This is a genomic window from Mesorhizobium sp. M0904, assembly GCF_040319475.1.
Classification (GTDB): domain Bacteria; phylum Pseudomonadota; class Alphaproteobacteria; order Rhizobiales; family Rhizobiaceae; genus Mesorhizobium.
The window spans coordinates 327417-350607 of the sequence record NZ_JAMYOC010000001.1 but is presented as its reverse complement, the minus strand read 5'-3'; the positions used below and the strand labels follow the sequence as shown (position 1 = coordinate 350607).

The 23191-nt window shown below is 59.1% G+C and carries 19 protein-coding genes and 2 pseudogenes; 6 read left to right on the top strand and 15 right to left on the bottom strand.

Annotated elements, in window-relative coordinates:
- Window positions 1-121: 121 nt before the first annotated feature.
- The 4 genes from NKH80_RS01775 to NKH80_RS01760 form a co-directional block, all read right to left on the bottom strand.
- Window positions 122-349 (bottom strand): hypothetical protein, encoded by a 228-nt coding sequence (locus NKH80_RS01775; RefSeq protein WP_352705795.1) that lies wholly within the window; start codon window positions 347-349, stop codon window positions 122-124.
- Between the two features lie 147 nt (window positions 350-496).
- Window positions 497-691 (bottom strand): hypothetical protein, encoded by a 195-nt coding sequence (locus tag NKH80_RS01770; protein ID WP_352705793.1) that lies wholly within the window; start codon window positions 689-691, stop codon window positions 497-499.
- Window positions 692-904: 213 nt separating this feature from the next.
- On the bottom strand, window positions 905-1159 hold the full coding sequence (locus NKH80_RS01765) for a DUF982 domain-containing protein (RefSeq protein ID WP_352705790.1): 255 nt from the start codon (window positions 1157-1159) through the stop codon (window positions 905-907).
- 279 nt (window positions 1160-1438) lie between these two features.
- On the bottom strand, window positions 1439-3739 hold the full coding sequence (locus NKH80_RS01760) for an AGE family epimerase/isomerase (protein ID WP_352989220.1): 2301 nt from the start codon (window positions 3737-3739) through the stop codon (window positions 1439-1441).
- 801 nt (window positions 3740-4540) lie between these two features.
- Between NKH80_RS01760 and NKH80_RS01755 the strand changes: the two genes are divergently transcribed.
- Both NKH80_RS01755 and NKH80_RS01750 read left to right on the top strand, forming a co-directional pair.
- Complete coding sequence (locus NKH80_RS01755) at window positions 4541-6358, top strand: GumC family protein (RefSeq protein WP_352989217.1); 1818 nt, start codon at window positions 4541-4543, stop codon at window positions 6356-6358.
- A gap of 317 nt (window positions 6359-6675) precedes the next feature.
- Window positions 6676-7338: a sugar transferase gene (locus tag NKH80_RS01750; protein WP_502896122.1), complete on the top strand. Its 663-nt coding sequence runs from the start codon at window positions 6676-6678 to the stop codon at window positions 7336-7338.
- Between the two features lie 459 nt (window positions 7339-7797).
- Here the strand turns inward: NKH80_RS01750 and NKH80_RS01745 are convergent, their stop codons facing one another.
- From NKH80_RS01745 to NKH80_RS01735, 3 genes and pseudogenes are all read right to left on the bottom strand, one after another.
- The gene (locus NKH80_RS01745; protein WP_502900896.1) at window positions 7798-8610 is read right to left on the bottom strand and encodes an HlyD family secretion protein; all 813 of its coding nucleotides are present in this window, start codon (window positions 8608-8610) and stop codon (window positions 7798-7800) included.
- 96 nt (window positions 8611-8706) lie between these two features.
- Window positions 8707-9105: pseudogene (locus NKH80_RS01740) on the bottom strand (polysaccharide biosynthesis/export family protein); the annotation flags it as partial.
- A gap of 13 nt (window positions 9106-9118) precedes the next feature.
- Window positions 9119-9991: a glycosyltransferase family 2 protein gene (locus NKH80_RS01735; RefSeq protein WP_352989214.1), complete on the bottom strand. Its 873-nt coding sequence runs from the start codon at window positions 9989-9991 to the stop codon at window positions 9119-9121.
- 245 nt (window positions 9992-10236) lie between these two features.
- On the opposite strand from NKH80_RS01735, the gene NKH80_RS01730 reads away from it, so the two are divergent.
- The gene (locus NKH80_RS01730; protein WP_352989211.1) at window positions 10237-11469 is read left to right on the top strand and encodes a glycosyltransferase; all 1233 of its coding nucleotides are present in this window, start codon (window positions 10237-10239) and stop codon (window positions 11467-11469) included.
- On the opposite strand, the gene NKH80_RS01725 is transcribed toward NKH80_RS01730, so the two are convergent.
- Window positions 11462-12592 (bottom strand): glycosyltransferase family 4 protein, encoded by a 1131-nt coding sequence (locus NKH80_RS01725; RefSeq protein ID WP_352507541.1) that lies wholly within the window; start codon window positions 12590-12592, stop codon window positions 11462-11464. The two genes, NKH80_RS01730 and NKH80_RS01725, sit on opposite strands and share 8 nt — an antisense overlap.
- 192 nt (window positions 12593-12784) lie before the next feature.
- Between NKH80_RS01725 and NKH80_RS01720 the strand changes: the two genes are divergently transcribed.
- Both NKH80_RS01720 and NKH80_RS01715 read left to right on the top strand, forming a co-directional pair.
- Window positions 12785-14059 carry a glycosyltransferase family 4 protein gene (locus NKH80_RS01720; RefSeq protein WP_352705776.1) on the top strand — a complete coding sequence of 425 codons (1275 nt, stop codon included), beginning with the start codon at window positions 12785-12787 and terminating at the stop codon, window positions 14057-14059.
- A gap of 68 nt (window positions 14060-14127) precedes the next feature.
- A pseudogene (locus NKH80_RS01715) lies at window positions 14128-14533 on the top strand (glycosyltransferase family 2 protein).
- Here NKH80_RS01715 and NKH80_RS01710 read toward each other — a convergent pair.
- From NKH80_RS01710 to NKH80_RS01680, 7 genes are all read right to left on the bottom strand, one after another.
- On the bottom strand, window positions 14484-15440 hold the full coding sequence (locus tag NKH80_RS01710) for a glycosyltransferase family 8 protein (protein ID WP_352705819.1): 957 nt from the start codon (window positions 15438-15440) through the stop codon (window positions 14484-14486). The pseudogene NKH80_RS01715 and the gene NKH80_RS01710 sit on opposite strands and share 50 nt — an antisense overlap.
- 58 nt (window positions 15441-15498) lie before the next feature.
- Window positions 15499-15708: a hypothetical protein gene (locus tag NKH80_RS01705; RefSeq protein WP_352705773.1), complete on the bottom strand. Its 210-nt coding sequence runs from the start codon at window positions 15706-15708 to the stop codon at window positions 15499-15501.
- A 68-nt stretch (window positions 15709-15776) separates the two neighbouring features.
- Window positions 15777-15908, bottom strand: a complete 132-nt coding sequence (locus tag NKH80_RS01700) for a hypothetical protein (RefSeq protein ID WP_352705771.1) — start codon at window positions 15906-15908, stop codon at window positions 15777-15779.
- On the bottom strand, window positions 15890-16513 hold the full coding sequence (locus NKH80_RS01695) for an oligosaccharide flippase family protein (RefSeq protein ID WP_502900474.1): 624 nt from the start codon (window positions 16511-16513) through the stop codon (window positions 15890-15892). Before NKH80_RS01695 ends, NKH80_RS01700 begins: the two co-directional genes overlap by 19 nt.
- 1088 nt (window positions 16514-17601) lie before the next feature.
- Entirely contained in the window at window positions 17602-18498 is an 897-nt protein-coding gene (locus NKH80_RS01690; RefSeq protein ID WP_352691193.1) for a glycosyltransferase, read from the bottom strand.
- Between the two features lie 485 nt (window positions 18499-18983).
- Window positions 18984-20477, bottom strand: a complete 1494-nt coding sequence (locus tag NKH80_RS01685) for a lipopolysaccharide biosynthesis protein (protein WP_352691195.1) — start codon at window positions 20475-20477, stop codon at window positions 18984-18986.
- Window positions 20474-21583: a hypothetical protein gene (locus NKH80_RS01680; protein ID WP_352691197.1), complete on the bottom strand. Its 1110-nt coding sequence runs from the start codon at window positions 21581-21583 to the stop codon at window positions 20474-20476. The genes NKH80_RS01685 and NKH80_RS01680 overlap by 4 nt, the downstream gene beginning before the upstream one ends.
- 269 nt (window positions 21584-21852) lie before the next feature.
- On the opposite strand from NKH80_RS01680, the gene NKH80_RS01675 reads away from it, so the two are divergent.
- Window positions 21853-22920, top strand: a complete 1068-nt coding sequence (locus NKH80_RS01675) for a glycosyltransferase family 2 protein (protein WP_352691199.1) — start codon at window positions 21853-21855, stop codon at window positions 22918-22920.
- Window positions 22921-23191 lie beyond the last annotated feature (271 nt).

Genomic DNA, 23191 nt, shown 5'->3' with positions numbered 1-23191 from the left:
GAGGACCTCCCATGCCCTCTCGACCCTATAGAGCGCTCCTCGATCCGCCTTTCGTCCCACAACCTGGGTCGGTCGTCCCGACGTACACCGGAGGGTTGAACCAATGGAGAGCGCCATGCCGCTATTCGCGAAGGTCGAACGCGACGAACAGGCCAAAGGCTGGGGCAAAATCGACAATAAGCCCCACCAGATCGCAGTCAGTTTCCGCCAGATGTGGCCCGTCTCGACGCACCGCTGCGATAGTCTCTTTGACGGAAATGATTTGGCCGCGCCGGTCTTCTAAAATCAGCTCTTCAACAAGCTCATTGGCAGTCACTTTGTTGGGTCGGCAGTTCGTCCGAACGTTCATCCAAGGCCTCCACCTCAGCGAATACCCAAGGGAACATTGATGATCCTCTGTCGGGAAAAATCAAGGGGAATGTTTGTAGGAATTTTCTAAGAGGGGATCAGAGAAACCAGCACGGAGCGAGCCTCTGTTTAACGCTTAGCCAGCCCGCTAGGCACCTTCTTCGGTCGGCCCCTGTTTGGCCCGATCAATAGCCGCGAGTAATGACGCTAGGGTCGGCGGCAGTTCTGGTTCGACTTCTAGCCTTAACAGCTTGTGCATGTGACGACGATTGTCTTCAGAACGGATCAGTTTCCGAACTGCTTTGGAGACGGACTGATAATCTTCTTTGTTTCTCTTTGTCATGTTCGGGGCGTCCCTTCCCAGTCAGCCGCAACTCGCGTAGGCGCGGATGAGGGAACGATGTAGGCCCTCGCGGGTTTAGAGCTCGCAGCGGTCGATTCTTCGTGGATGTGCAGCCGCTGTGGGGGGTCCGTCGCCTCTCCCTCACCGCGGCGGGCTCCTTTCGCGAAGGCGGTGTTGGTCAGAGACACATAGAACCTCATACCGCAATCCAATTTAGCTAGTTGTCCTTGGGGGGAGTAACGTCCCCTCCTCTTTTGCAGCAGCCAGGAATGCCTTGCGGGCCTCCTCAGGTTCCATCTCGTCGAAAATCACTGCGATGCAAACGCGCACCGCGAGGTCCCACCAAGGGCCACGGATGGTCCACTTCATCAGCTCCTCGCCGGCTGCCTCGGCATTGTTGACGTTGCGGATGATCCCGGGACGCTCGGTCTTGACGGGGACCGGAGGGTTGAACCAGTGGGGGGCCATGAAGGGACCTCAGGGCGGCTAGCGGGTTTCGTCTCTACCAACCGGCTCAGCGATGAGGACGGTTAACCGTTTGTTAGGCATGTCTGAGTCCGTGACGGGCTGTTTCCACACGTTCATCGACGGTTGTCCGAGCGGTCGGTACGAAGCCGGTATACGCTTGCCGCGGCATGCCGAATCGACGGCTAACAGTCCTTGGGCCGAAGTCGGGCGCGGTTTTCCCTGACCCCAGTCGCGCCGCCATGCGCGGTATCTAGTTTTCGCACATGGCGGACAGTTGGGTCAGCCGTAAACCTGCTTCGGAACGGCCTTGCTCATATCCAAAGCTGGCAGCGGGAACGGTTCGACCTGCCCTCCGGTCTTGTCCAAATACTGCATCAAGGCCGTCACGAGGTGGTAGAAAATGCTCGCGGGGACCTCCGTTGCCAGTGACCTTCCGCGCTCGTCAATCCTGTCGATCCACAAGCCAAGCGGTGCGGGATCGATATGCCATTTGAAGAGGCGGGCGACACGAGCTTCGATCTCGGGTTTCAGATCAGGCCCGCCGATGCCGTCCAGGGCGACGGCCGCCTTCACGGCTTCGCATTGCGGCCAGCTGCGGGAGAGCCGGTCGAAGGGAATTCCCTGCCGCGACACGGCTGCATAAGCCAGGCCCGTGGCCCGGTTCAATCCGCTGGCGATCGCCGACGAATAGAGCTTCCTGGCGTAGGCTGCCAAGTCTTTTTGCCCGCTTGCCCGCGCGAACTCGACAAGGAGCGAAGCCCATTCGAAATGGTGCCCTGGTTCGGTCCACTGTCCCTCGTCTCCCGGCAACGGTCGCCAGTCGACGTCGAAATGTTCCCCAAGCGTCCAGCTCTCCTGGTCGAAGAAATGGCACCGGAAGAGATCGACGACGCGTGCCGCCCGACGGAGATATGCACGCTCGCCGGTGACGCCATGCCAGGCAAGGAAGGATTCCAGCATGTGCATGTGCGGGTTCGAGAACCGCACCCCCTTCCAGCCGGGGGTCTCGAGGAAGCCGTTCAGGCTGACGTCCTCGAGATGGGTGTCGAGGAAATGGAACGTCTCTTGTGCCAGCTGCAGGGCATCCTGATGGCCGCATCGGTGAGCATGGGCAAGCGCCAGGAGCACGCAGGAATGGTCGTAGGCGTCCTCCGCCGGGTCAGCCACGCTGCCGTCGGAATTAAGGGTGCGCACCCAGCCACCGCGATCGGTGCGGCCGTGTCTCGCGATGAAGTCGATGCCGTGGTCGATGAGCTTGTCGGCCGGTCCGACCCAGCCGCGTTCTTTGGCCACCGCGAACGCGTAAATCTGGCGAGCCATCGTGCGCATGCGCTTGGGTTTGCCCAGCGGCCTTGCATCGAAACCGAGCGCCTCGTGGAAGCCGCCATACACATCGTCGACACCTGCAGTGGACCACAGCGGCAGGGTTTCGTTGAAGAGCCAGTGCTCGACGCGCTTCCGCCATGACCCGCTGATGATGACCCGGTCGTCCGACGCCGTGAACTTCGTCTCGAGTCGTCCGCTCTTCTCGAGTTGTTCGACGACTTTCTTGACATTCTGGCTGTGGCTGACAGGAGCGACGAAAACCGCGTCCGGTGTCGTCACCACCGCCACATTTTTCATTCCGATGACTGTCAGCAGTCTGCCCTGGCTCCGGAGATAGGAGTTGCCGCAATCCATGGCGACAACGTCGCCCATTACGACATTGCCGTCGCGGTCCGTCGGGCTGGCTTCGAGCAGCGATTGCCATGATCCAAGGTCGTTCCAGCGGAAGGAAGCCGTAACCATCGCAATACCGCGTGCATGCTCCATGACCGCGTAGTCGATCGACGTCGACGGGACAGCCGAATAGAAGCCCAGGGGCAGGTAGATGCCCAAGACGTCGGTCCGTGCAGCCTCATAGGCCCGTTCCGCGGTGTCCCAGATGTCTGGCCGGAACTCGAGAAATGCCTTCCGCATCGTGTCGGCACGAAACAGGAAGATGCCCGCGTTCCAGTAGAATCTTCCCGAAGCCACATATTTGCGGGCCGTCTCGGCATTGGGCTTTTCGACAAAGTGCAAAACCGCGGCCACTCCGTCACCAGTTGCCCCAACCTCGATGTAACCGTAGCCGGTTTCGGGATGCGTCGGCTTGATGCCGAATACGACAATGCTGCCTGAATCGGCGGCAGGCCTGCCCGCCTCGAAGGTTTCCCAGAATTGCATTTCGGTGGATATCTGATGGTCGGAAGGGACCACGAGCACAAGCGCCTCGCCGCCATATTCGGAGATCGTGTGTAAGGTGGCTGTGGCCACCGCAGCGGCGGTATTGCGGCCGACGGGTTCGAAAATCGGGCTGCCGCCGTTCAGGCCGAGCGGACCGATGTCCGAGATAACGCGGTCGGCATGCCGTTCGGAGGCTACCACATAGATCGGCGTCTCGCCGTCCGGCCGCGCCTTGAGGCGTCGGACAGTCTTCGCAAGCATGGAGCCGTCGCCCGAAACGTCGTGAAATTGCTTGGGATTGTCTTCGCGCGAGAGCGGCCACAGCCGTGACCCGACGCCCCCGCTCATGACAAAACTTACGATCCGCTCCGGCATGGTCCAGTCCTCTCAAAATGTCTGATTGTAGGTTCCGACCTCTGGATTGCAGGGTAGCACGGCATCGAGAGCCTCGAACATCTCGCGACGTCGCGCCGGAGACCAGCACGATCTTGCTCCGCTCTTGCGCAGAACAGCCCTAGCACGCTCCCGGGCGGAGGCCCCCTCGTGAATTCGGGTAATCCTAACACGCTGGTTCGCGCCCCCTCATCCAATGGGAGCATGCATGCCGATGGCCGAAATGATGACGCGTCCAGGCGTGGCGGTGTATTCCCGAAGCTGCACTCTGCTCGGGCGCCGACGACAAGGATGCGTTGCAAGATGCCGCGGCCCGCGGGAATGTCGGCGAAAGGTGTTTCTGACGCTTGGCTCGCCTTCTCGAAGGCATTCAAGGAAATCCAATGGCATCCGCGGAACTCCGCCCCCGTGCGAAGAAGGATGACGGACTGTGCGCCGTTCGCACTGGAGGCGATCGAAAACGGCGAGACCCCGAACGTATGTGCGCGAAGATCGATACCTCACGCGGAATGTAGCGATCAACCGCGGACGGCGGGTCTCGTTGGAACCGCAATATCATTTGTCGACAGAACGAGGCCTGCCGCGCATTCTCTCCTCCCATAGGGCGTAGGCCCATACGCCCATTGGCGGCGTTTACCTTTCCTGGCGCAGGGGTAGCCTTTTGCGGCACTCTGGGAACGCCGGGCCTTCGCTTTCATGAAAACATCGGCCGAATGCCATGGACCGCCTGCATCGAGACGGCGTGCGCGCAGGATTTTTCCGCACGTGTGCTGGAGAAGTTGATTGGATCGCATATCCCCCCACCAATGGGCCTCGACAACTGACTTGCAGCCTTCCGCTAGTCAGGAGTTTATCAGCCTCGCCGATATAACCGGATTTCTGAGGCGCTATTTCGGAACGATCATTGCCTGTGTGGCCGCAGCTGTCTTGGTGGCCTGGTTTCACAATTTGACCACCGACCCAGCTTTCACTGCCAGCACGCAAATCCTGATCGAGCCGAAACTGCCGCAACACCTGCAGGAGGGGGGCGAAGTCAATCTGTCATTGGACACTGCCCAAGTGGAAAGCCAGATCGCAGTCATGCAGTCGGAAAAGATTGCGGTCATGGTCCTCGATCGGTTGAAACTCGTTGACGATCCCAAGTTCAACCGTCCACAGGTTCCGATTTTGGTGGAGAGAATCAGGAAAATAAAAGCGATCCTGGTTGAAGCTTTCGAGCTCCAGAAAAGCGCTTGGCTCACCTCGCTTTGGGAGTTTTCTGGCTTGGACGTGCCTGAGACGCCTGTGATGCTGACCGATTACCAGAAGTCCCGGCGCACCATGTTGATTTTCCGCCAAGGCCTCGACATCCGCAGAGTTGGCGTTTCCTACGCCATCAACATATCCTTCACCTCACTTGATCCCGAAGGCGCAGCCAGGATTGCGAACGCCACTGCCGATGCTTTCGTGCGTGAGCAGATCGAAACCAAGGCCGAGGCAGCAAGGGAAGGCGGCGCATGGCTGGAGAAGCGCCTTCGCCAATTGCGCACCCAGATGAACAGGGCCATGGCGAAAGCGCAGGAGTTCCGTTCACGGCACGATTACAGCGTCGGCGAAGAAGGCGAAGTGGAGGACGGGGCAAACGCCGTCCCGACGCTTGAGGAGCTTGAGGTAACTGCCGAAACCTACCAGAAGATGTATGAAAGCTTCCTGCAGGCATACACCAACTCGGTGAGCCAGCAGTCGTACCCGGTTGCAGACGCAAGGGTGATTACAGCTGCGACGGCGCCGCTCCAGCCGAGCGCTCCAAGGCCGAAGCTGATGCTGGCTTTCGCTGCGGTTTCCGGGTTCATTCTCGGTATCGGCGTTTCGTTAGCAAGGCATACGCTCGACTGGACCGTAAGGTCGCCCCGACACATCCGGGAGAATCTAGGTGTGGAATGCGTCGGAGAACTACCGGTCATCAGCAGGAGGAGGGCATCAGGCCACGTCGACGAAGTGGCAAGATATCCGCACTCCCGATACAGCCAGAGCCTCAGGAAAGCGAGGACCGAAATCAGCCTTGCGGAAACCAACCACCCGATCAAATTCCTTGGGTTAACCGCTGTATCCAATGACAGTTCGAAGAGTTCCGTTGCCAGCAATCTTGCCACCCTTTACGCGATGTCCGGCCTGAAGACATTGGTGATCGACGCCGACGTCTGGCGGCCGGCTATGACCAAGCGGCTACTCGGCCCATCGGGCGCCCTGGACAAACCGTCCCAAGATCCTGTCCGGCTCAACATCGTCTGCGCTCCGGGGCGGTCGTTCGACCTGCTTCCAAGTTCGGTCGTCCAGGCCAAGAACCTGCTGGCACCACGTAATATGGAGGCGTTTCTCTCGGACCTTGCCGCCTGCGACATTACCCCCTACGACATTGTCATCTTCGACTTGCCGACACTTGCCTCGGGAGCCGACATGCTGATGGTCGGATCCGTCCTGGACGGCGTGGTCATCCTCGCCGAGTGGGGTAAGGTACACGTCGAAACGTTGCGGGGACTAGTCAGAACGCTGCAGGCCAGCAGGACGCCCGTCCTTGGCGTGCTTCTGACGAAGGCGTGCGCCAAGCACCGCAAAGCATGAACGGATGGCGAGGTATTCTCCTTCGAAAGTCGCAAAAAGCGTGTGGGGGATCATTCCTTGGGATTAGCGTGGGATTAGGGGGATAGTTCAGGACCGCCACGCTACCTCCTTTGCCTTTCTTGCCGACGAGCTCCGACCTTGGAAAAGTGTGGAGAACAATTCGAAACAGCGACCCTCCCATGACAACGAATGCCGTCGAGAAGCCGTCGCATCAGGGAACCCCGATCTGGGTTCAGTCACCTCGACTGTCGGCGACCGACAGCAGAACGATAGCACTGCCCGTTATTCCCGCGCCCGACCAGGACAGTGCCGGGACAGTGTTGACAGACCTGTCGCCCGCCACCAGTACACGAGCGACGGAGCCTCCCTTGGGAGGTCTCCTGAAGCGGATCATGGATCTGGTCGTAGCGGTCATGGCACTTGTGATCGCCGCGCCAGTGATGATCGTCGTCGCCCTGCTGATCAGGGTCACGGCGGGAGGCCCAGCAGTGTTTTCGCACAGCCGAGTTGGCTTCGGCGGGAAACCGTTCAATTGTTACAAGTTCCGCTCGATGGTTGCCAATTCGGAAGAAGTTCTAAAAGCATATCTCAAAGCCAATCCGGGAGTCGTCTTGGAATGGGAGGAAACCCACAAGATCCGGGACGATCCTCGCGTCACATTCCTTGGGTGGATGCTTCGCAAGTCAAGCCTGGACGAACTCCCCCAGCTCTTCAACATCATCCGCGGCGACATGAGCTGTGTGGGTCCAAGGCCCATCGTGAATGACGAACTCAAACGGTACGGCGACCACCTGGGGGAATACCTTCGGACGCGGCCGGGACTCACTGGCCTGTGGCAGGTGAGCGGAAGAAGCAGCATGGACTACGCCAACCGCGTGGCGCTGGACAGCCAGTACGTGCGGAACTGGTCGGTCTGGGTCGACGTCGTGATCCTGTTCAGGACCGTGTTCGCGGTCATTCGCATCGACAGAGCTTGCTGAAGTCCGCAAGGATCACCGTTCGTCCCGCCTCCGGTGCACGGAAAGGAACAGACCTACGATATAAGCGCAGGCCAATGCGAATGCCAGGATCAGGAATTTGGCGACGGTCACGTAGCCCGGCAGCCCTAGGGAATTCCAGACAAAACTCCCGATCAGTAGCAGGCCGGTGGCCGCGATAAGGGCGGGAGCCTTGAACCGCACTCCCAACATAACGCCGACCGCCGATACGGCCACTACACTTATGAGCACGATATCTCCACTGGTATCCCGCGGGACCAATTGGCTCTTTGCGGCAGGGAAGGTTCAGTCAGGGTGTGATTTCTGTCACGTTTGGCGGCTCCCTGATAGGGTGCCTCAAAGTACATGGCAACTGCCCCGGTTCACGCCAACGCGTCAATTCTGTGGGTGACCGATCAACGAGCGAACGAGGCGAAGGCCGCGCTGGACCATACAACTTGATCAGTTGGCGCCCAGAACCGCTATCGGCTCCGCCTGAGAGCTGCCGCCTGCAGGCAGCGCAGCCAAGCCTGACTGCGGCAGTGGGATCTCGATCTTCACGGTATCGCCGGGCTCGACCGGCGTCGTTTCCTCAACCGTGAGTTCTTCCGTGCCGCTGTCGGACGTCCTCACGATCTTGAAGATCGGCTTGGCCCTTTCGGAGCGTTCCCTGAGGGCGAGCAGAGCAGGGGCCGTGACCTCGGTTTCGTGCAGCAACTGTACTGCGGTGTCGACTTTACTGCCGACTTCATTGAGCTGTAGCTGCGTCTCCCTCAACGTCTCGGCGACCTCGCTGGTATGGCGATTGCTGAGGTCGAGGATCTCGATGTCAGTCTTGCTTATCTCCTGCCTGACCCGCAAGAGCGAGGTCTCGGCAGCCAACCGGTCGCTTTGCATCTGGGCGACCATTCCCGCCAGAGAGAATTCCCGCGGAGCAACCGCAAGCCCTTTCTCGACAAGGGTCGAAACGCCCGCAAGCTCCTTCTGGACGAGTTCGACCCGTTTGTCGTGGAAGGTCAGCTGCTTCTCGAGCGAGACCAGTTCGTTTTCCAGGAACTCCCTGAGTTCGTGAAGTGCACGGAGTTGCGTCGTCAGCGCGTCCTTGCGAACAGCGAAGATCTTGCGCTCCTGCTCCATCGTCAATCCGACCGTTAAATTCGAAGCCCTGTTCTTCAGTTCTGCAGGGAAAGAGATGTCGTTGCTGCCAGCCAGTTCGGATTCCAGTCGCGCCTTGCGGGCAAGCAAGCTGACGTTGGTCAGCGCCAGCAATCCCACGTCACCTTGGCCCGCGATCACTTCACGCTCGAGTCTCAAGACGTCTTCCTCGCGTGTCCGCAGGCCGCCCGCGATCCCCACCGCCTGCAGCACCGTCAGTCCGGGCCTATAGGGAAACTCGCCGGGCTGCGCGACGTGGCCGACTATGTAGAACGGTCTGTACTGGACGATTTCGACGGCGACATCCGGCTGGCGGCCGAGGCCCATATGCTGCGTCAGGCGGTCGCTGATCGCGCGGGCGAGGTCGCCGGGGGCGGTGCCTTGCGCGCGTATCTGGCCCGCAAATGGAAGGAAGAGCGTGCCGTCGGCGCCGACAACGAAATCGTCGTTGAGAGCCGTCCATTCGAAGATCACATCGCGTGATGCGCGCCACTCGTAAATTTTGAGCCTGACCTTATCCTGCGGTCCCAGGAGATACTCGGCAGCCACCGTCGGCAAGGGGCAGGCCGCGGCCACGTGTGAAGCCGCCACCACCCTGACCAGCCATTTTCGCATTGTCTTCCTCACATCAGATTTTCAGGATGTATTCGGGTTCGATCCGTCCTGTAGCCACGTGCAGGATCGCAAGCATGTTGCCCCTGAGCCTGCCCCTCCGATCGACAAACGGCTCGGGCCACAGGCTCTTTGCGAGGTTGGCCGCTATGTTCCTGAACATCAGGGGAAGCGCGAAAGAGGCCGGAACAGTGCCCTTCTTGATCAGGTAGATCGCATTCGCAACCTGGGAGTATCCGAACCGCTCTCCGCTGACACGCCCTGTCTTGATGCCGAGATGCACGCCCGTGATTGAAGTCACGCAGACCACTCGGCCCCGGGACCTCATCTGGCTGGTGAAGTCGATGTCTTCCTGCCAACCATAGAGGACGAGCCGTTCGTCGAAGCGCAAGTCGTCCACAAACGAGGAACGGAAGGACATGTTACATCCGTATGCGCCGAGATGGTCGACCACCGATGGTCCGTCTTGTTTTTTACCCTCGGCCTCCCGCAGGGCGGCTTCGGCGTCTTCCCAGGCGAGCCCCGCGTTGTTGGCCCCGTCCCTGACGACCGCGCCCGTCACCACCGCCCAGCCGCTATTTTCAACGAAAGCCTTCTCGACCTGCTCCAGGTATTCGGCGGACGGAACGAAATCGTCGTCGAAGAATGTGATGATATCGAAGCGCTCCAGGGAGGGTACAAGAGCCGTGTTCCGCTGGGCAGACGATCCTATCGGCCCGAAAACGAGCGACAAAAGGAAAGGACAGCTTTCCGGCAGCTCGACATGCGCGGCGTCGGGCGCCGACACTATGACCTCGTCGGGAAGTCTCGTCTGGCCACCCAAATATCTGAGCAGGCGCGCGACCTGTCCGCTGCGGCCAAGAGTCGGGATGATTACGGCGAGTCTCATGCTGGATCCCGTTTCGGTTCCCGCGGACCGTAAGCCGACGAGAGGACCGAGACAGCCTGCATAAAAGGAGACGGCAGGAGCTTGGCCTACCTCGGGACACAGGCTTTCGGAGTACAGCCGGTGAATGCCCCACAGCCATATGTACTAGGCAGGCATGCACCCGGATCAACCTGTAACCGATCGGACAACTTGCCGGAGCCATAACACGGAATGGAAACTGCTGGCCTGCTGAGGCTAGGCGAACCATGCTCCACGAACGCTCTTCCGATTTGGCCATCGCGGCCAAGGTCAACGTGCCGATCGAGGAGTTGCCCGCCGCGCCGGGGCCCGGCGTCGACAGGTACGCGAAGATCGCGGTCGTTCATGACTGGTGCCCGAATTTCCGGGGAGGTGAACGGGTTCTGGCGCAAATTTGCAAGCAGTTTCCTAATGCCGAAGTCTTCACGCTTTTCGATTTCTTGCCAGCCGATGTAAAGGAGAAATATTTCCGCGACGTAGAATTCCATACGTCCGCAGCCAACCGCATACCAATGGTGCACAAATTCTATAGGTCTCTCTTCTTCTTTTGTCCCTTCCTGATCGAACAGTTCGATGTGACAGGTTACGACGCGGTGATCTCGTCGTCGGCCGCATTTTCGCGCGGCGTGATCACCAGGCCGGACCAACCGCACCTTTGTTATGTGCACAGCCCCGTCCGCTACGCCTGGGACGAGCAGTTTTCTTATCTTCAGCAAGCGCGGCTTGGTTTCGGTCCCAAGGGAATGCTCTATCGGTACATGCTGCACCGCCTGAGGACGTGGGACACCAGGACCGCGCACGGGCCGGATATGATGCTGGCGAATTCGAACTACGTCCGCTCCCGAATCCAGCACATTTATGGGCGCCAGGCACGCGTCGTTTTCCCGCCTATCTCTCTGGGAGAACTGCCCTGTGTGGAGGACAAGGACGACTACTACGTTTCGGCGTCCTTCCTCGCCCCTTACAAGCGCACCGACCTCGTCATCCGGGCCTTCAACGAAATGCCGTCGCGGCGGCTAATCATCGTTGGCGAAGGGCAGCAATCATCCACTCTGCGAGCGCTTGCCGGCCCGAACGTCACCTTCTCGGGTTATCTGCCTCGGAAAGACTATGTGGACAGCTTGGCGCGGGCAAAGGCCATGGTCTTTGCGGGCTGCGAGGATTTCGGCATAGCGCTGGCCGAGGCGCAGGCCTGCGGAACGCCACTGATTGCCTTCGGCCGCGGCGGGGCGGCAGACATCGTGCAGCGCCTTGGATCATCCCTCGAACCGACAGGAGTGCTGTTCAAGGCTCAAACTGTCGATCACCTCAAGGAGGCAGTCGAATGGTTCGAAGAGAACAGCTATGCCATCACGCCCAGCGCCTGCACCAGGAATGCAGGACGCTTCTCCGAAGAGAACTTCGACCGCGCGATCCTGGAATCGCTCGGGGCTGTCCAGGCACTTCACGAGATCATGTAAGTTCGCGCGCTCTGACGACCTTCGTTTCCGTATCGATTCCGTCAGCAGCAGCCATTACCCCGAGATAGCGTAAGGCCGTAGCCCTCCAACTGTATGCCGAGGCTCTCGCCCTGCCCTTGCCTATCAACTGGAGTCGCAAGGCCTGAGAACCGTGAAGCTGCACGAAGCTTTCGAACCATGCTTCCGGGTCGTCGGGAGGTGCAAACAGGGCTGCGCTCCCGCAGACTTCCGGCAGGCTGGCGCGGTCGGAAACCACCACAGGGCAGCCGACCGCCATCGCCTCGAGGACCGGGAGGCCGAAGCCCTCTGAAAGGGAGGGGAAAGCTAGACACAGTGAGTCCCTAAGGAGGGCCGCCAACTCGCCATCGGAAATGCGCCCTAGCCAGTGAATGTTTCGGGCTTCGGCCCGGGCTGATGGTGATCTAAAAACACGGGAATCCGACATCCCGACAATCGCGATCCTGAGTCCGGCCTCGCCAAGATGGTCAGCCATGTTCAGGATGAGCTCCACATTCTTGTGGGGTGCGGCACTGCCGATCATAACGATGGTTTCCCGCGAGGCCGCCAGGCGTGTCTCTGCCGAGTGTTCAGGCTTCCACCGCAAAGCATGCTCGTGGCCGTTTGGCGCTACGAAAGCCTGTTGCTCCCGGATGATGCGGCGGCGGACCAGTTCGCCCAACGAGTAATCGGAAACCGTCGAAATACCCCACGCCGTCTTGCCGAGGCATGGCAACAGATTCCTGTACACTATTCTAAAGGCGATGGAATAGCTCTGCGGAGCGTTCCAGACGTTTGCGTCATGAATGCAGACGATGTGCTTGTGGGAAAGCAGCGGTCCGGTGTTACAGAGGCTGAGCAGTCCGCTGCCGTCTAGCGATGACGGGAGCTGCACCTGCTCCCAGACATGCCCCCTCCTGCTGCCGATCTCGCGGCGTTCGATGGAAACGAGGGGGATGTCGCCCGACCCCGGTGGACAATGTAGTCCGACTTCGAGACCGCGCGCGAGAGGCTCCTGTTCCGCGATCAAAGCGTCGAGCGAACGGACGACCTCGCGCGCATAGCGCTGGACGCCTGTCGTCGGTTGGGAAAGAAAACGCCCATTTATCGTCCAACGCCGTGCCATGCGTTCCCCTTTTTAACCCTCAGTGTGCAGCCGCGAAGACGGGCGGTCATCACGGCCATTGGGTCATCGGGGCTGACCGGGAATCATCCAGATAGGCGAGGGGGATAGTGTGCCTACCTCAAACGTCTGAGGACCCTTGCACCCCCGAGAATGCTAGTCTGGCTCGCGACGCCGAAAGGGCGGGGGAGCGACATGGGCAATCTCGAAACCGATACGACAAAGTGGCCACCAAGACGGCCCAAACAGGTGAACAGAAACAGCGCCGACACAGTGCTGGCGAGATCGCTTGCCGAAGATCCCGAATATCTGGTCGCGCATCCCGGCAGGACGTGGGCGGACAGCGAAACTGCGAGGCGGCGTTGGACGATAAACGGCGACTTCACCACGCTCAGACCGACCGGAATAGCTCGCTACGCCAGCGAGGTGACCATGGCTCTCGACGCCCTCATTTCGGAAGGGCACCCGCTTGGTCGCGATCTGGAGATCGATCTCGTGGTGCCGCGTCCGCTTTCCGAACCTTTCCGCCTCAACGCCATCTCCACCCGAGTCGTTCCCGAATTCAACTTGCCGCGACTTCCCCAATTGTGGGTGCAGGCGCAGTTGCCCTGGCACGTGCCCGGAGGATTGCTAAGCTTTTGCAACCTCGCTCCCATCGTGCTGAAGCGCCAGATCGCGTGCATCCATGATATGCACACTAGGCTCATGCCGTCGAGCTACGGGCGGGGTTTCAGGTGGGCGCACCGACTGATCTTGCCGGCACTTGGCAGGCGAGCCGCCCGCATTACGACGGTGTCGCAACTCTCGCGCAGCCATCTTGTCAAATTCGGGATCGCGCCAGCGGAAAACATCGTCGTCACTTACAACGGCAGCGACCATGCCAAGAGATGGAATGCAGCAAGATCGTCACTGACCGTGGACCGCGGCAGGCCGTACGTCCTCTGTCTTGGAAGGCGGGACCAAGAATACAAGAACATGGGGCTTCTCGCCAAGCTGGCCCCGCTCCTCGATGGGATGGGTCTCGATCTCTGGATGCCCGGCGATGTCAATGAGAACACGGTCCTGCGGTACGTCCCGGAAATGCCCGGGAACATCGTCCTCCTTGGCCGCATAGGGGACGACGACTTTAAGAAGGCGCTCGAAGGCGCCCTGTGCTTCCTGTTCCCGTCACGGATCGAGGGTTTCGGGCTACCCGCCGTCGAAGCGATGGCGTCGGGCTGCCCGGTCGTGGCCTCGACCTCGCCGTGTCTTCCCGAAATTTGTGAGGATTCGGCTCTCTATGCCGATCCCGACGACGTCCATTTGTGGGCCGAAACCGTCCGCCTGCTGATGCTCGACCCAGCGTTGCGGGAGCGGTTCATCACCAAGGGATACGCCAGGGCGAGCAGTTATTCCTGGCGATGGATTGCGTGGAAATACCTCGAACTCATGATACAGGTCGACGCTGATTTTGGGGAGTTCCGCAATTGACCGGCTGGCAATCTGCGGCAAGCAGAGCCAGGAAGCCGAAAACAGTGAAGGGCTAGCGGGAGAGCCAATTGGCAAGCCTCGACGTCGTTATACCGTGCTACAACTACGAGCATTTTCTGTCCGAGTGTGTCGGCAGCGTGCTGTCCCAGGATGTCGAACGCCTCAGGGAGATCATCATCGACAACGCTTCGACGGACGATAGCATCGGGGTGGCAAGGTCTTGCGGCACAGGACCCGAGGGTTGAAGTCGTTTGCCACGAGAAAAACCTTGGGCGCAACGTCTCCTTCAACGAACCCATCGACAGGGCCGAGGCCGACTACTTCATGAACCTTTGCGCCGACGACATTCTCGCAGCAGACACGCTCGGCCACGGAGCGAAGGCGCTCAAACGCGCAACAGCGGCCCTTCCGGAAAAAGTCGGAATTAAAGGGATCCGGCAGATAAGAGTCGCAGGATTTTTGCCTTCCTCGTGATCTTGCGCCATGGGTAGATCCAGTTGAGCCTGTTTTTTGTCCGCCGCCTATGCGAAATTCCCGCGCGCATCTGAGCCTCAGGCGGCTTCGGCGTTTTCACATCGCAGTCTACGAGCAGCAGCTCTGCCATCCGGTGGAATCTGTTAAAATACTCGTCCCAAGGCCATCCCGGCCTATCCCAAGGCTTTGGCCCGCCGGTGAAGTGCCAAATTGCCGGCGCGAACCCGTTCCTACGCGGGTCGAGGACCATCATGTGCTCGCTCTGGTAGTTGTATGTGAGCGGCAGCATATCAACGCGGCCGTAGGCGGCGTGATTCAGCGCGCTCTGATCTGACGAGCGGCAGCGTTCAGGGTGCTCGAATAGGAATTCCAGCGCCTCCGGAACGATGCTGTTCCAAGCCTCGCGCGACGTGTAGATCACACCCGAATTGAAGTAGCTGTCTGCATCGCAGTCCAAGCCGTTCAGGTAGGCGAGCTCGTGCTTCTTGCCCCGGCTTTTCTCGTCCATGAACATGCGCATTACATCCGGGGCCGCCATGATCCTTCCGGGGGAAGGCCGCACAGCCAAGAGGCTGTCCAACTCTCCGTCGACCATCGTGTCTCCGTCGATGTAGAAGAATCTGTCTATTTCCTGGTCGAGCAACCCGTCGAACCAGAGCCGAGCCAGTGCGATCGCGGGCAGATATCTGTCGCGGTGGAACCGGGTTGCTTCCTCGAGCTGAGATAGATGAGCCGCCTCTATCCTGATCTTGGTGCCCGCCACCGCATGGTCGAACTGGCTGGCCCATCCGGGATCGGAATTGACCACGAATATATAGACCGGCACATCAGCCGCTGTGTGGTGATCAGCCGAAAGAGCCGCCGAGAAGGTCGGCAGCAAATAGTTCTCGTTACAAATAAGGACTATCGCAGAGCCTTTTGTTTCCGAAGGAGTTGCTGACAGAACATTCTCCTATGCGCAAGCCTCATTCACCCGGGCGGAGCTTGGCTCGCCGGAATACCGGGATGGTCTTCATTATCTCGTCAAAGAGCGGATGTCGGGTAAGAATCAATGCTGTTGCCCATCCGCTCAACGCAAACAATCCCGCCCCGAATGCCTGCCCGAACAAAAGGGCGAAGCCGGAGCCTGACAAAGCGATCACGGACAGCGGAGCAGCCGCGCTCGCCATGGCCACGACAGCGCTTCTCCATAGCGCTGCAGCGATGTCCCTGCGTCTCAGTCCCAGCCTGCGCCGAACGAAGCTCAAGGCAACGTATGCCTGGAAAGGAAGGTCACCAGCATGCACCAGGCGGCCGCCTGCAGTCCGCCGAAGATCACGGCTATGGACAGGAGAATGCCGGAAAGCGGGAAGACGATCAGTGCGCGGATAAACAAGTCGCATCCACCGCAACCATCACCGGGTAATTGAGTTCGAAACTGAAGGAGAAGAGGAGCGCGACTGCGACGACTTGCACGAGCGGAGCGACCTCGATCCATTGATGACTGAGCACGACCACGACGGGGTAAGCCAGAACCGAAAGCACGAGGAGAGCGGGCCAGCGGAGTGCGGTGACAAGAGAAAGGGCGGCGAGATACGGGCCCTTCAAATCCCTGCCTTGCCTAACCTCGGCGGAGAAGGCGGGCAGCACGACCGTCATGGCACCTCCGAGGACCAGTTTGTCGGGTATCTGGCCGATCAAGAGGGTTCTGCTGAACAAGGCTGCCGTATGCGGTGACACGAGGCGCCCCAACAGGAGTAGGGGCAGGGCGTCAAAGATGCCGTAAAGTATGGCGACAACGCCGTTGTATCCACCGAACGAGGTCATTCCGCGCCAGTTGACCAGGGACGGCTTGAACATCCAGAAATGGGGTCGCAAGGCGAGGGCGACGCCTGCGGCAAGACCGCTGCCGATCAACCAGCCCCAGGCGAAGCTCATGTAGGTGAAGCCCGCCAACGCCAGCGCGATTGTTGCCGCGGAACCCGTCGTGGTCCCTGTTATGTTGATGGCCGCTACCTTGCCGAAGGATTTCCCGCCGCAGGAGAGCGTTGATCAGGATGAATGAGGCGTCGAGGAAAAGGCAGATCGAGATGACCCGTAAGTAGGAAACAAGATTCGGCTCCCCGTAAAGCGACGCCACGCCAGGGGAACGGCGACAAGAACGGCGGCGATGATTCCCGTAAGGATGAATATCACCATGAAGGCCCCCGATATCCTCGCGGCTCAGTTCGTCGCGCTGGATGAGGAAGTTCGAACTGGAGAACTCCCTAAATGGACATGACAATCGCCAGGATGGCCATGCCGATCACCGAGACCTGATCTCCTCGGGCGTCAATATTCGCGAGACTACGGCTGCAGTGACAAAATTCGTAACGAGCAGGACGTAGCGTTCACCTGTGCTCATAAGGAGTCGCGTTTTACAGAAAGCATGCGTGCCCTTCTTCCCCAACAGGCCGGGCGCGGCCGCCTGGATGCGGCACGGATAGTCCGACACACCGGTTGGAAGGTCATGCCGTCTAAAAGGCTAGGGAAGGCCCCCGTCTAAAGGAGTAGCGGTGCAAAACGCAGCCCCCTATCTGCAGTCGTCGAGTGGACGGCCGATTTCCCCCGGAGGCCGCGATGCCCCCAACACGCGGACCTGCTTTTCCCGATCCGACGACAAGTGCGTAGCCGACGACACCGATCGCGAGATGGCCAGAAAGGGGATTGAGTGAGGAAAGGCAGGGAAGCCGAGTAGCGGACCAACATTATGATTGAGTTTTGCACCAGCCCGCCACCCTCCGGCAACATAGCGGTTGCGTGCTTGAGAGCTGGCCAAGGCAGACGCTGTCGAAAAGCCATGCCTCGGAAAGCATGCTTGCCCTTCTTCACTCCAAGGCGATTTCGGGGAGTTCGACAGTTAAGCGGCTGCCAGTCCGCGGATTGATCTCCAGGAGAGCACGATGAACGAATGGACCGACCCGCACGGACCAGACGCCGCGGGCCTGCCGGCCACCCTATCAGTCGTGTGTTCTTTGCCTGCCCGCTCCGAGTCACATCGCTCCGTCAATCCAACTAAGGCTCGAGAAGGCCCTGCCTCCCTACGCCATCTATGAAGGCGGCTTGTTTTCAGCCACCTGGCCTACCTTGCCGAGCCAGGACAGGAACGGGCCATAGCACGCATCGTAAGAAAAGAGATTGGCGAAGACACGGGCAGTACCTTCGGATTTCTGACGCCGGAGTTCCGTATTGCTCAACAGCGCGATGACCGCCTGCGCGAAGTCTGCAGCGCCGTTAGCGACGATCGCTCCCTCATCGAGTTGATGGGCGTCACCGGCGTCCACCCCTATTGAGGTCGTCACGAGGGGGCGGCCGTAAGACATGGCTTCGGCCACCTTGATCTTGACGCCGGCAGTACCGGATACGAGCGGAGCCACGACAAGCTGGGCGCGTCGATATTCGGGACCAAGGTCCGGGAGCGGCCCCACACGCTCGAGGCCGTCCGCCTCCGGCGTAGCCTCACGCGTGGAGGCAATGGTTCCGACGATCCGAAACCTTGCCGTGGGGCAGAAGGTTCGAACCGCTGGCCAGATCTCCGACAGGAACCACGAGAGCGCGGCACGATTCGGGTCTGTGGCATTCCCAACAAAGAGGACGACGGGCTCATTGCTTTCCGGCGGCTTTTCGTGATTGCTGAAGCCCATGCCGAGAGGGATCACGTGTCTTACCCCGAGTCGGTCGCGGGCGTAGGAAGCGTCATCATTGCTGTTGAAACCGACGCACTCCGCCGCGTTCAGCGAGTGGGACAGTCTCTGCTCCTCAGCCAAGATTTTGCCCGCGCCATGGTTTCCTCCAGCCTCCCAGTGCGACGCCCCACTGCGGTGCTGAAGATGGCCAACGAGCGAGAAAATCCTGTGACCGTTGCGAGAGAGAGAGGGAGCGAAATGTACCGCCTCATGGAACAGTATGACTGCGTCCGGTCTCAGTGCATCGATACGTTCCAGCACCCACTGAATTTCTCCCTCGGGACATTCCGTCCCTGGGGGAACCGGTGCGGCTCTCCGTCCGAGGAACGATCCGGCCAGATTTCTGAGGCCAAGCAGTTCTGTGGATAGAAATGTCCTCCGGCCCAACCTGATGCTTTTACGAACCTGCCACGAAAAATATTCTTCTATTTCATATGCACTCCTGCAGATTGGGCTCCTTCGTCCGCGCGCTATGTCGGATACATACCCGTGTACCTCGTGCCCGGACTTCAAAAGATATTGGCCGAAGGCCTGAATATAGGCACCGTCCCCGCCGAAGAAAGCGTCGTACGGATAGCTATGGACGATTGCTATAGCAGCCATGTCCTACCCCTAGGGGCTTCTCTCGGGCAGTAAGAGTTTCGCCGCCCGGCGCCAATCTATCCAAAACGTCAGGCGATCCGAAGGCGTGTTTCCACAGCCAAGACATTCATCCTGCGCGCCAAGCCTCGCCATTGCCAACTGCCTCAAGCGCCGGCCCGCGCCTCGCCTCGGAAGCTCAGCAGCACATCCTGGAACAGCTTGATCTGCCCCAACACGAACAGCAAGACGAATCCGTAGATACTGGTCAGGACCACCCCTCCCGCCACGAGCCGCAGAAGCGAAGGAACCTCCGGGCCGAGATAGCGCTGGACTGCCAGCGCACCCGCCGAGGCCACGATGCCGGACATCCACGGCCTCATGATCGTCCGCAACAGATCCCCGACTGAAACCGGCGTACGATGCAGGCTCCACGCCAGGTGGGGATAGAGCCAGAGCAGCAGCGCCGTCGAGTAGCTCAGAGCCACTCCCTCGGGGCCGAAGGAAATCCCGACGCAGTAGGAAACGATGACGAGAGGGGCGATGGCAAAGGCCAGATACAGGCTGCGCTTCTGCCTGCCGGTCGAGATGAGCAGCCAATATGTGGGGTTGATGATCCCGAACACCAAGATGGTAGGGGTGAGCAGCCGGAAGATAGTCGCCGCCTCCGTCCACTGCGAGCCTAGCACCACGGTGATGATTTCGTGTGCGAACAGGAACGAGAACATTGTGATGGGAACCGTTACCGCGATGACGATCGAGTATCCCTTGAGGTAGAAGTTCCGTAACCGCGCGGGATCATGCTGCATCCGCGATAACGCCGAGAACAGTACCGCACCGACGGCGCTGTTGATGGTCGCCGTGGGAATGCCGATCAACTGGAAGGCCCGGGCATATAATCCAAGTGATCCGGCGCCCCAGAACCGCCCGAGAAGGACTTTCTCGGCATTGTAGCCAATATAGACGACAAGGCCGTTCAGCGTGACAATTCCACCGAAATGCAAGAGCGAGCCGATATTGGCGCCGCGCCGAGGGAGTCCAGGAATCCACCCAGTGGCGATCCAGTAGCCCAGGCTGCTGACCGCCGGTGAGATAAGGGTCGGGGCGATCAGTGCCCAGTACCCATCGCCACGGAACGCCAGCAGCACACCGGCCATGATGCCCAGGCACAGGGCGCCTGTATCGATTCCGCTCAGGGTGACATAACGCAGATTGCGCTCCAGCAGAGCGGCATGCTGCACACCGGCCGCGTTAAGCAGGAAACCTGGAGCGATCGCGATGGTGATCCAGAGCAGGCGCGGCTCATGGTAGAAGGTGGAGATGAGGTAGGCACTTGCGGCGCAGACCAGTGTGAGGAGGATCCCTACCAGTACATTGATCCAGAACAGGGCCGAGACCTGCTCGAACGAAATCTCATGCCTTTGGATGGTCGCGGAGGAAAGCCCGGCGGTGGTGAAGACATCCAAAATGCCTGTGAGTGCCACCACCATCGCGACCAGACCAAAATCGTTAGGGCTGAGCAGGCGTGCCAATATGGCAATGTAGCCCACCCTGAGCATCAGGTTCGCGCCCTGGCTCACCATCCTGGCAACGCCACTTTGAATGGCTTCGCTCTTAAGGTTACGGCGCTCGCCTTTCGCGGTCGGGGTCTTGTCGGTCATGTATCACTGGCTGCATGTGCGCTTGGCTCCGTTTGAGCGGTCTGCGCGTGCCTTCTCTGATCAGTCATGTCGCCAGAGGCCCTCTCGAGCCATATCTCTCGCCACCAAGGATAGATGGCTCTTGGGCACTGCATCCGGCAATCGCTATACCGCGAGTTGCACCAGACTTTCTCCAAGATAACGGCCGGCCCTCTGAGATTGGTAAGAAGTCCGGTCTTTTCATTAACGAACGTTGTCACGCGTGATCTGACTTTGAAGATATGACCGCAATAGGGAACCATCTCCGCATCGAAAGTAAGACCCTGGCTCTTGTTGTCGGCATCCAAGGTCGCGAGGATTTCTTCATAGGATCTAACCCTGATCAACTCGCCGGGTTGGAGATCAAGCTTGACAGTCGGAACCGGCTGGCCGGCAGGGATTGATCCCCGATATCGCGGGAAAGGAACGCCACCATAGAGGCGCTGCACCTTGTCATAAACCCAGCTGACACCCAAGGACAACCTGGTGAGGCCTAAACGGCGCGTGTAATGATAGCAACTGAATATCGTTGCATAGACGAACCCGGCGAAGAGGCGCCATGCGCCGGCATTTCCCGATGCATAGTCTTCCGCATATTGCCGAACATCCCACCAAGGAAGAGGGGTAGTCGCCTCCAGAAGTTCTGTGGCTTGGCATGAGTATCTCGGACCACCCGACAAAGGCTGATTCTTGGCGCGCGCACCAGCCAGCACATCGCTTTCTGTGCAACCCTTTCCGTCCGCCATCTTAGTCGGAAGCGAGACAGCCCCATTCGAGGACGGCGAGTCCACAGGCTTAAGCCATGCCTCCTTCCAGAAAACCAGGCACGCCGCCTGACAGCCTCCAAACGCGTTGCCGTCGCACCTCAGTTTTTCAAGATGGATGACGCCGGATAACTTACGTCCGCCAGCAAAGTTGATCGTGTCACATGTCTTGTGCGCGCGCTTGTAAACACGAAAGCGGAGGCCACAATATCGAAACATTTGTGGCATAAAAGGGAGCTTCTCAAGCCGACCATTTTTGTCGAGTGTACGAAGGATTTCTTCCTTAGACCGCACCTCGACCCAGTCTCCGACCCTCAGTGACATGCAGCACCCCCGTTCACAGCGCGCTCCGGAACAATGTCATTTGCCTAGTGTCAAAACCATACCATCTCTAGACTCTGACAGCCGGCCCCGAATTAGCGGTAGCTACCCTCCACTTTTGATTGAGTGGACCAGTAGCTATCCTATTGTTACGATGCAAACGTGGGCCCACGCAGAAGCTTCCTGACCACCGAAAGCGGCTCGGTGCGAAGATGTCGGATCGCTAGTGCGGAGCGGTTTCCCGACGCTGTGCAATAATCTGGAGTGTGCTCATGCCCAGCGTCGACGTAGTCATTCCGAACTATCAGTTCGGGCGCTTCCTGCCCGGCTGTATCAAAAGTGTGCTGTCGCAGGATGTAGAGAATTTGCGCGTGCTCGTCATAGACAACGCGTCGACTGATAACAGCCTCGAGGTAGCCCGTGCTTTAGCGGCCGCCGATCCGCGGATCCAAGTTATCGCCCATCCGGTCAATGTCGGGCTTATGGCCTCCATGAACGAAGGCATCGACCAGGCGAGAGCGGATTACTTTATGATACTTTGTTCCGACGATATTCTTGTGCCCGACAGTCTGTCACGTGCCATCTCTATAATGGAGAAACATCCTACACTGACCGTCGCGCAAGGGGGGGCACAAATCCTTAATGTCGAGAGTGCTCTGCCGACCGAGTTGACCGCTGCAGAGCCGCCGGCTTGGACAATTATTTCTGGATCAGAATATATAGAGGATGTCTGCCGCCGCCCCTTGCAACGGCCGGTCGGGTTCATATTGGTACGAACGGTCGCGCAGAAACGTGCAGGCTATTACATCAGGGAATTGCCGTTCACCAATGACCTTGAGATGCTGATGCGGCTGGCCAGTATCGGGGATGTTGCTGAGACAAATACTATTCAGGGAATTCGAAGGGAGCACAGGAGCAATATTTCGAGCGCTTACTGGCAGGACTTCAAGCTTAGACTGGATTCCGTGTATATGGCCATCGAGACCTTCTTATCGTCCTACAGCATGGTCAAAAACCAATCAGGCAAGTTGCTTATGCTCGCGCGAGTGAGTTTGGCCTGTGATGCCTACTGGTCGGCCGTATCACATCTGATCCGGGGTAGGTATCGTGAGGCCTTTGGTCTGTTCAAGTTCGCCTTCAGCCTGTCGCCGCATTTGGCAGTCCTCCCTCCCGTTGCTCATCTTTTCAGGAGAAAGGATGTTCTCTCTCGGATCCGAGTGGTATTCTCCGAGGTATTTGAACGGGCTGATAAGAGAGGTCGTGCCGCCTCGTATGGACCAAGTATTAGTGCAGCGGACCAGAGTGCCAACCGCAAGCATTGCACAAAAACAGAGACTTGAAGTACCCCGCGTGAATCTTGCCAGGCGCAACGCGCTTTTAAAGAGATCCGGCAGACAGAAATCGGAGAATCTTTCACTTCCTCTGCGTCCCGCTCGGATAGTCTGACAAACCGGGTGAAGGTCATGCCGTCCAATAGGCTAGGGAATGAACACCGTCTAAAGGTCATGCCGTCCAAATAGGCTAGAGAATGAACACCGTCTAAAGCGGTAACGAGAGCTTCCACTCAACCGTATGAGCAAATTGCGCCCAGCGTACGCAATCCCCACTATC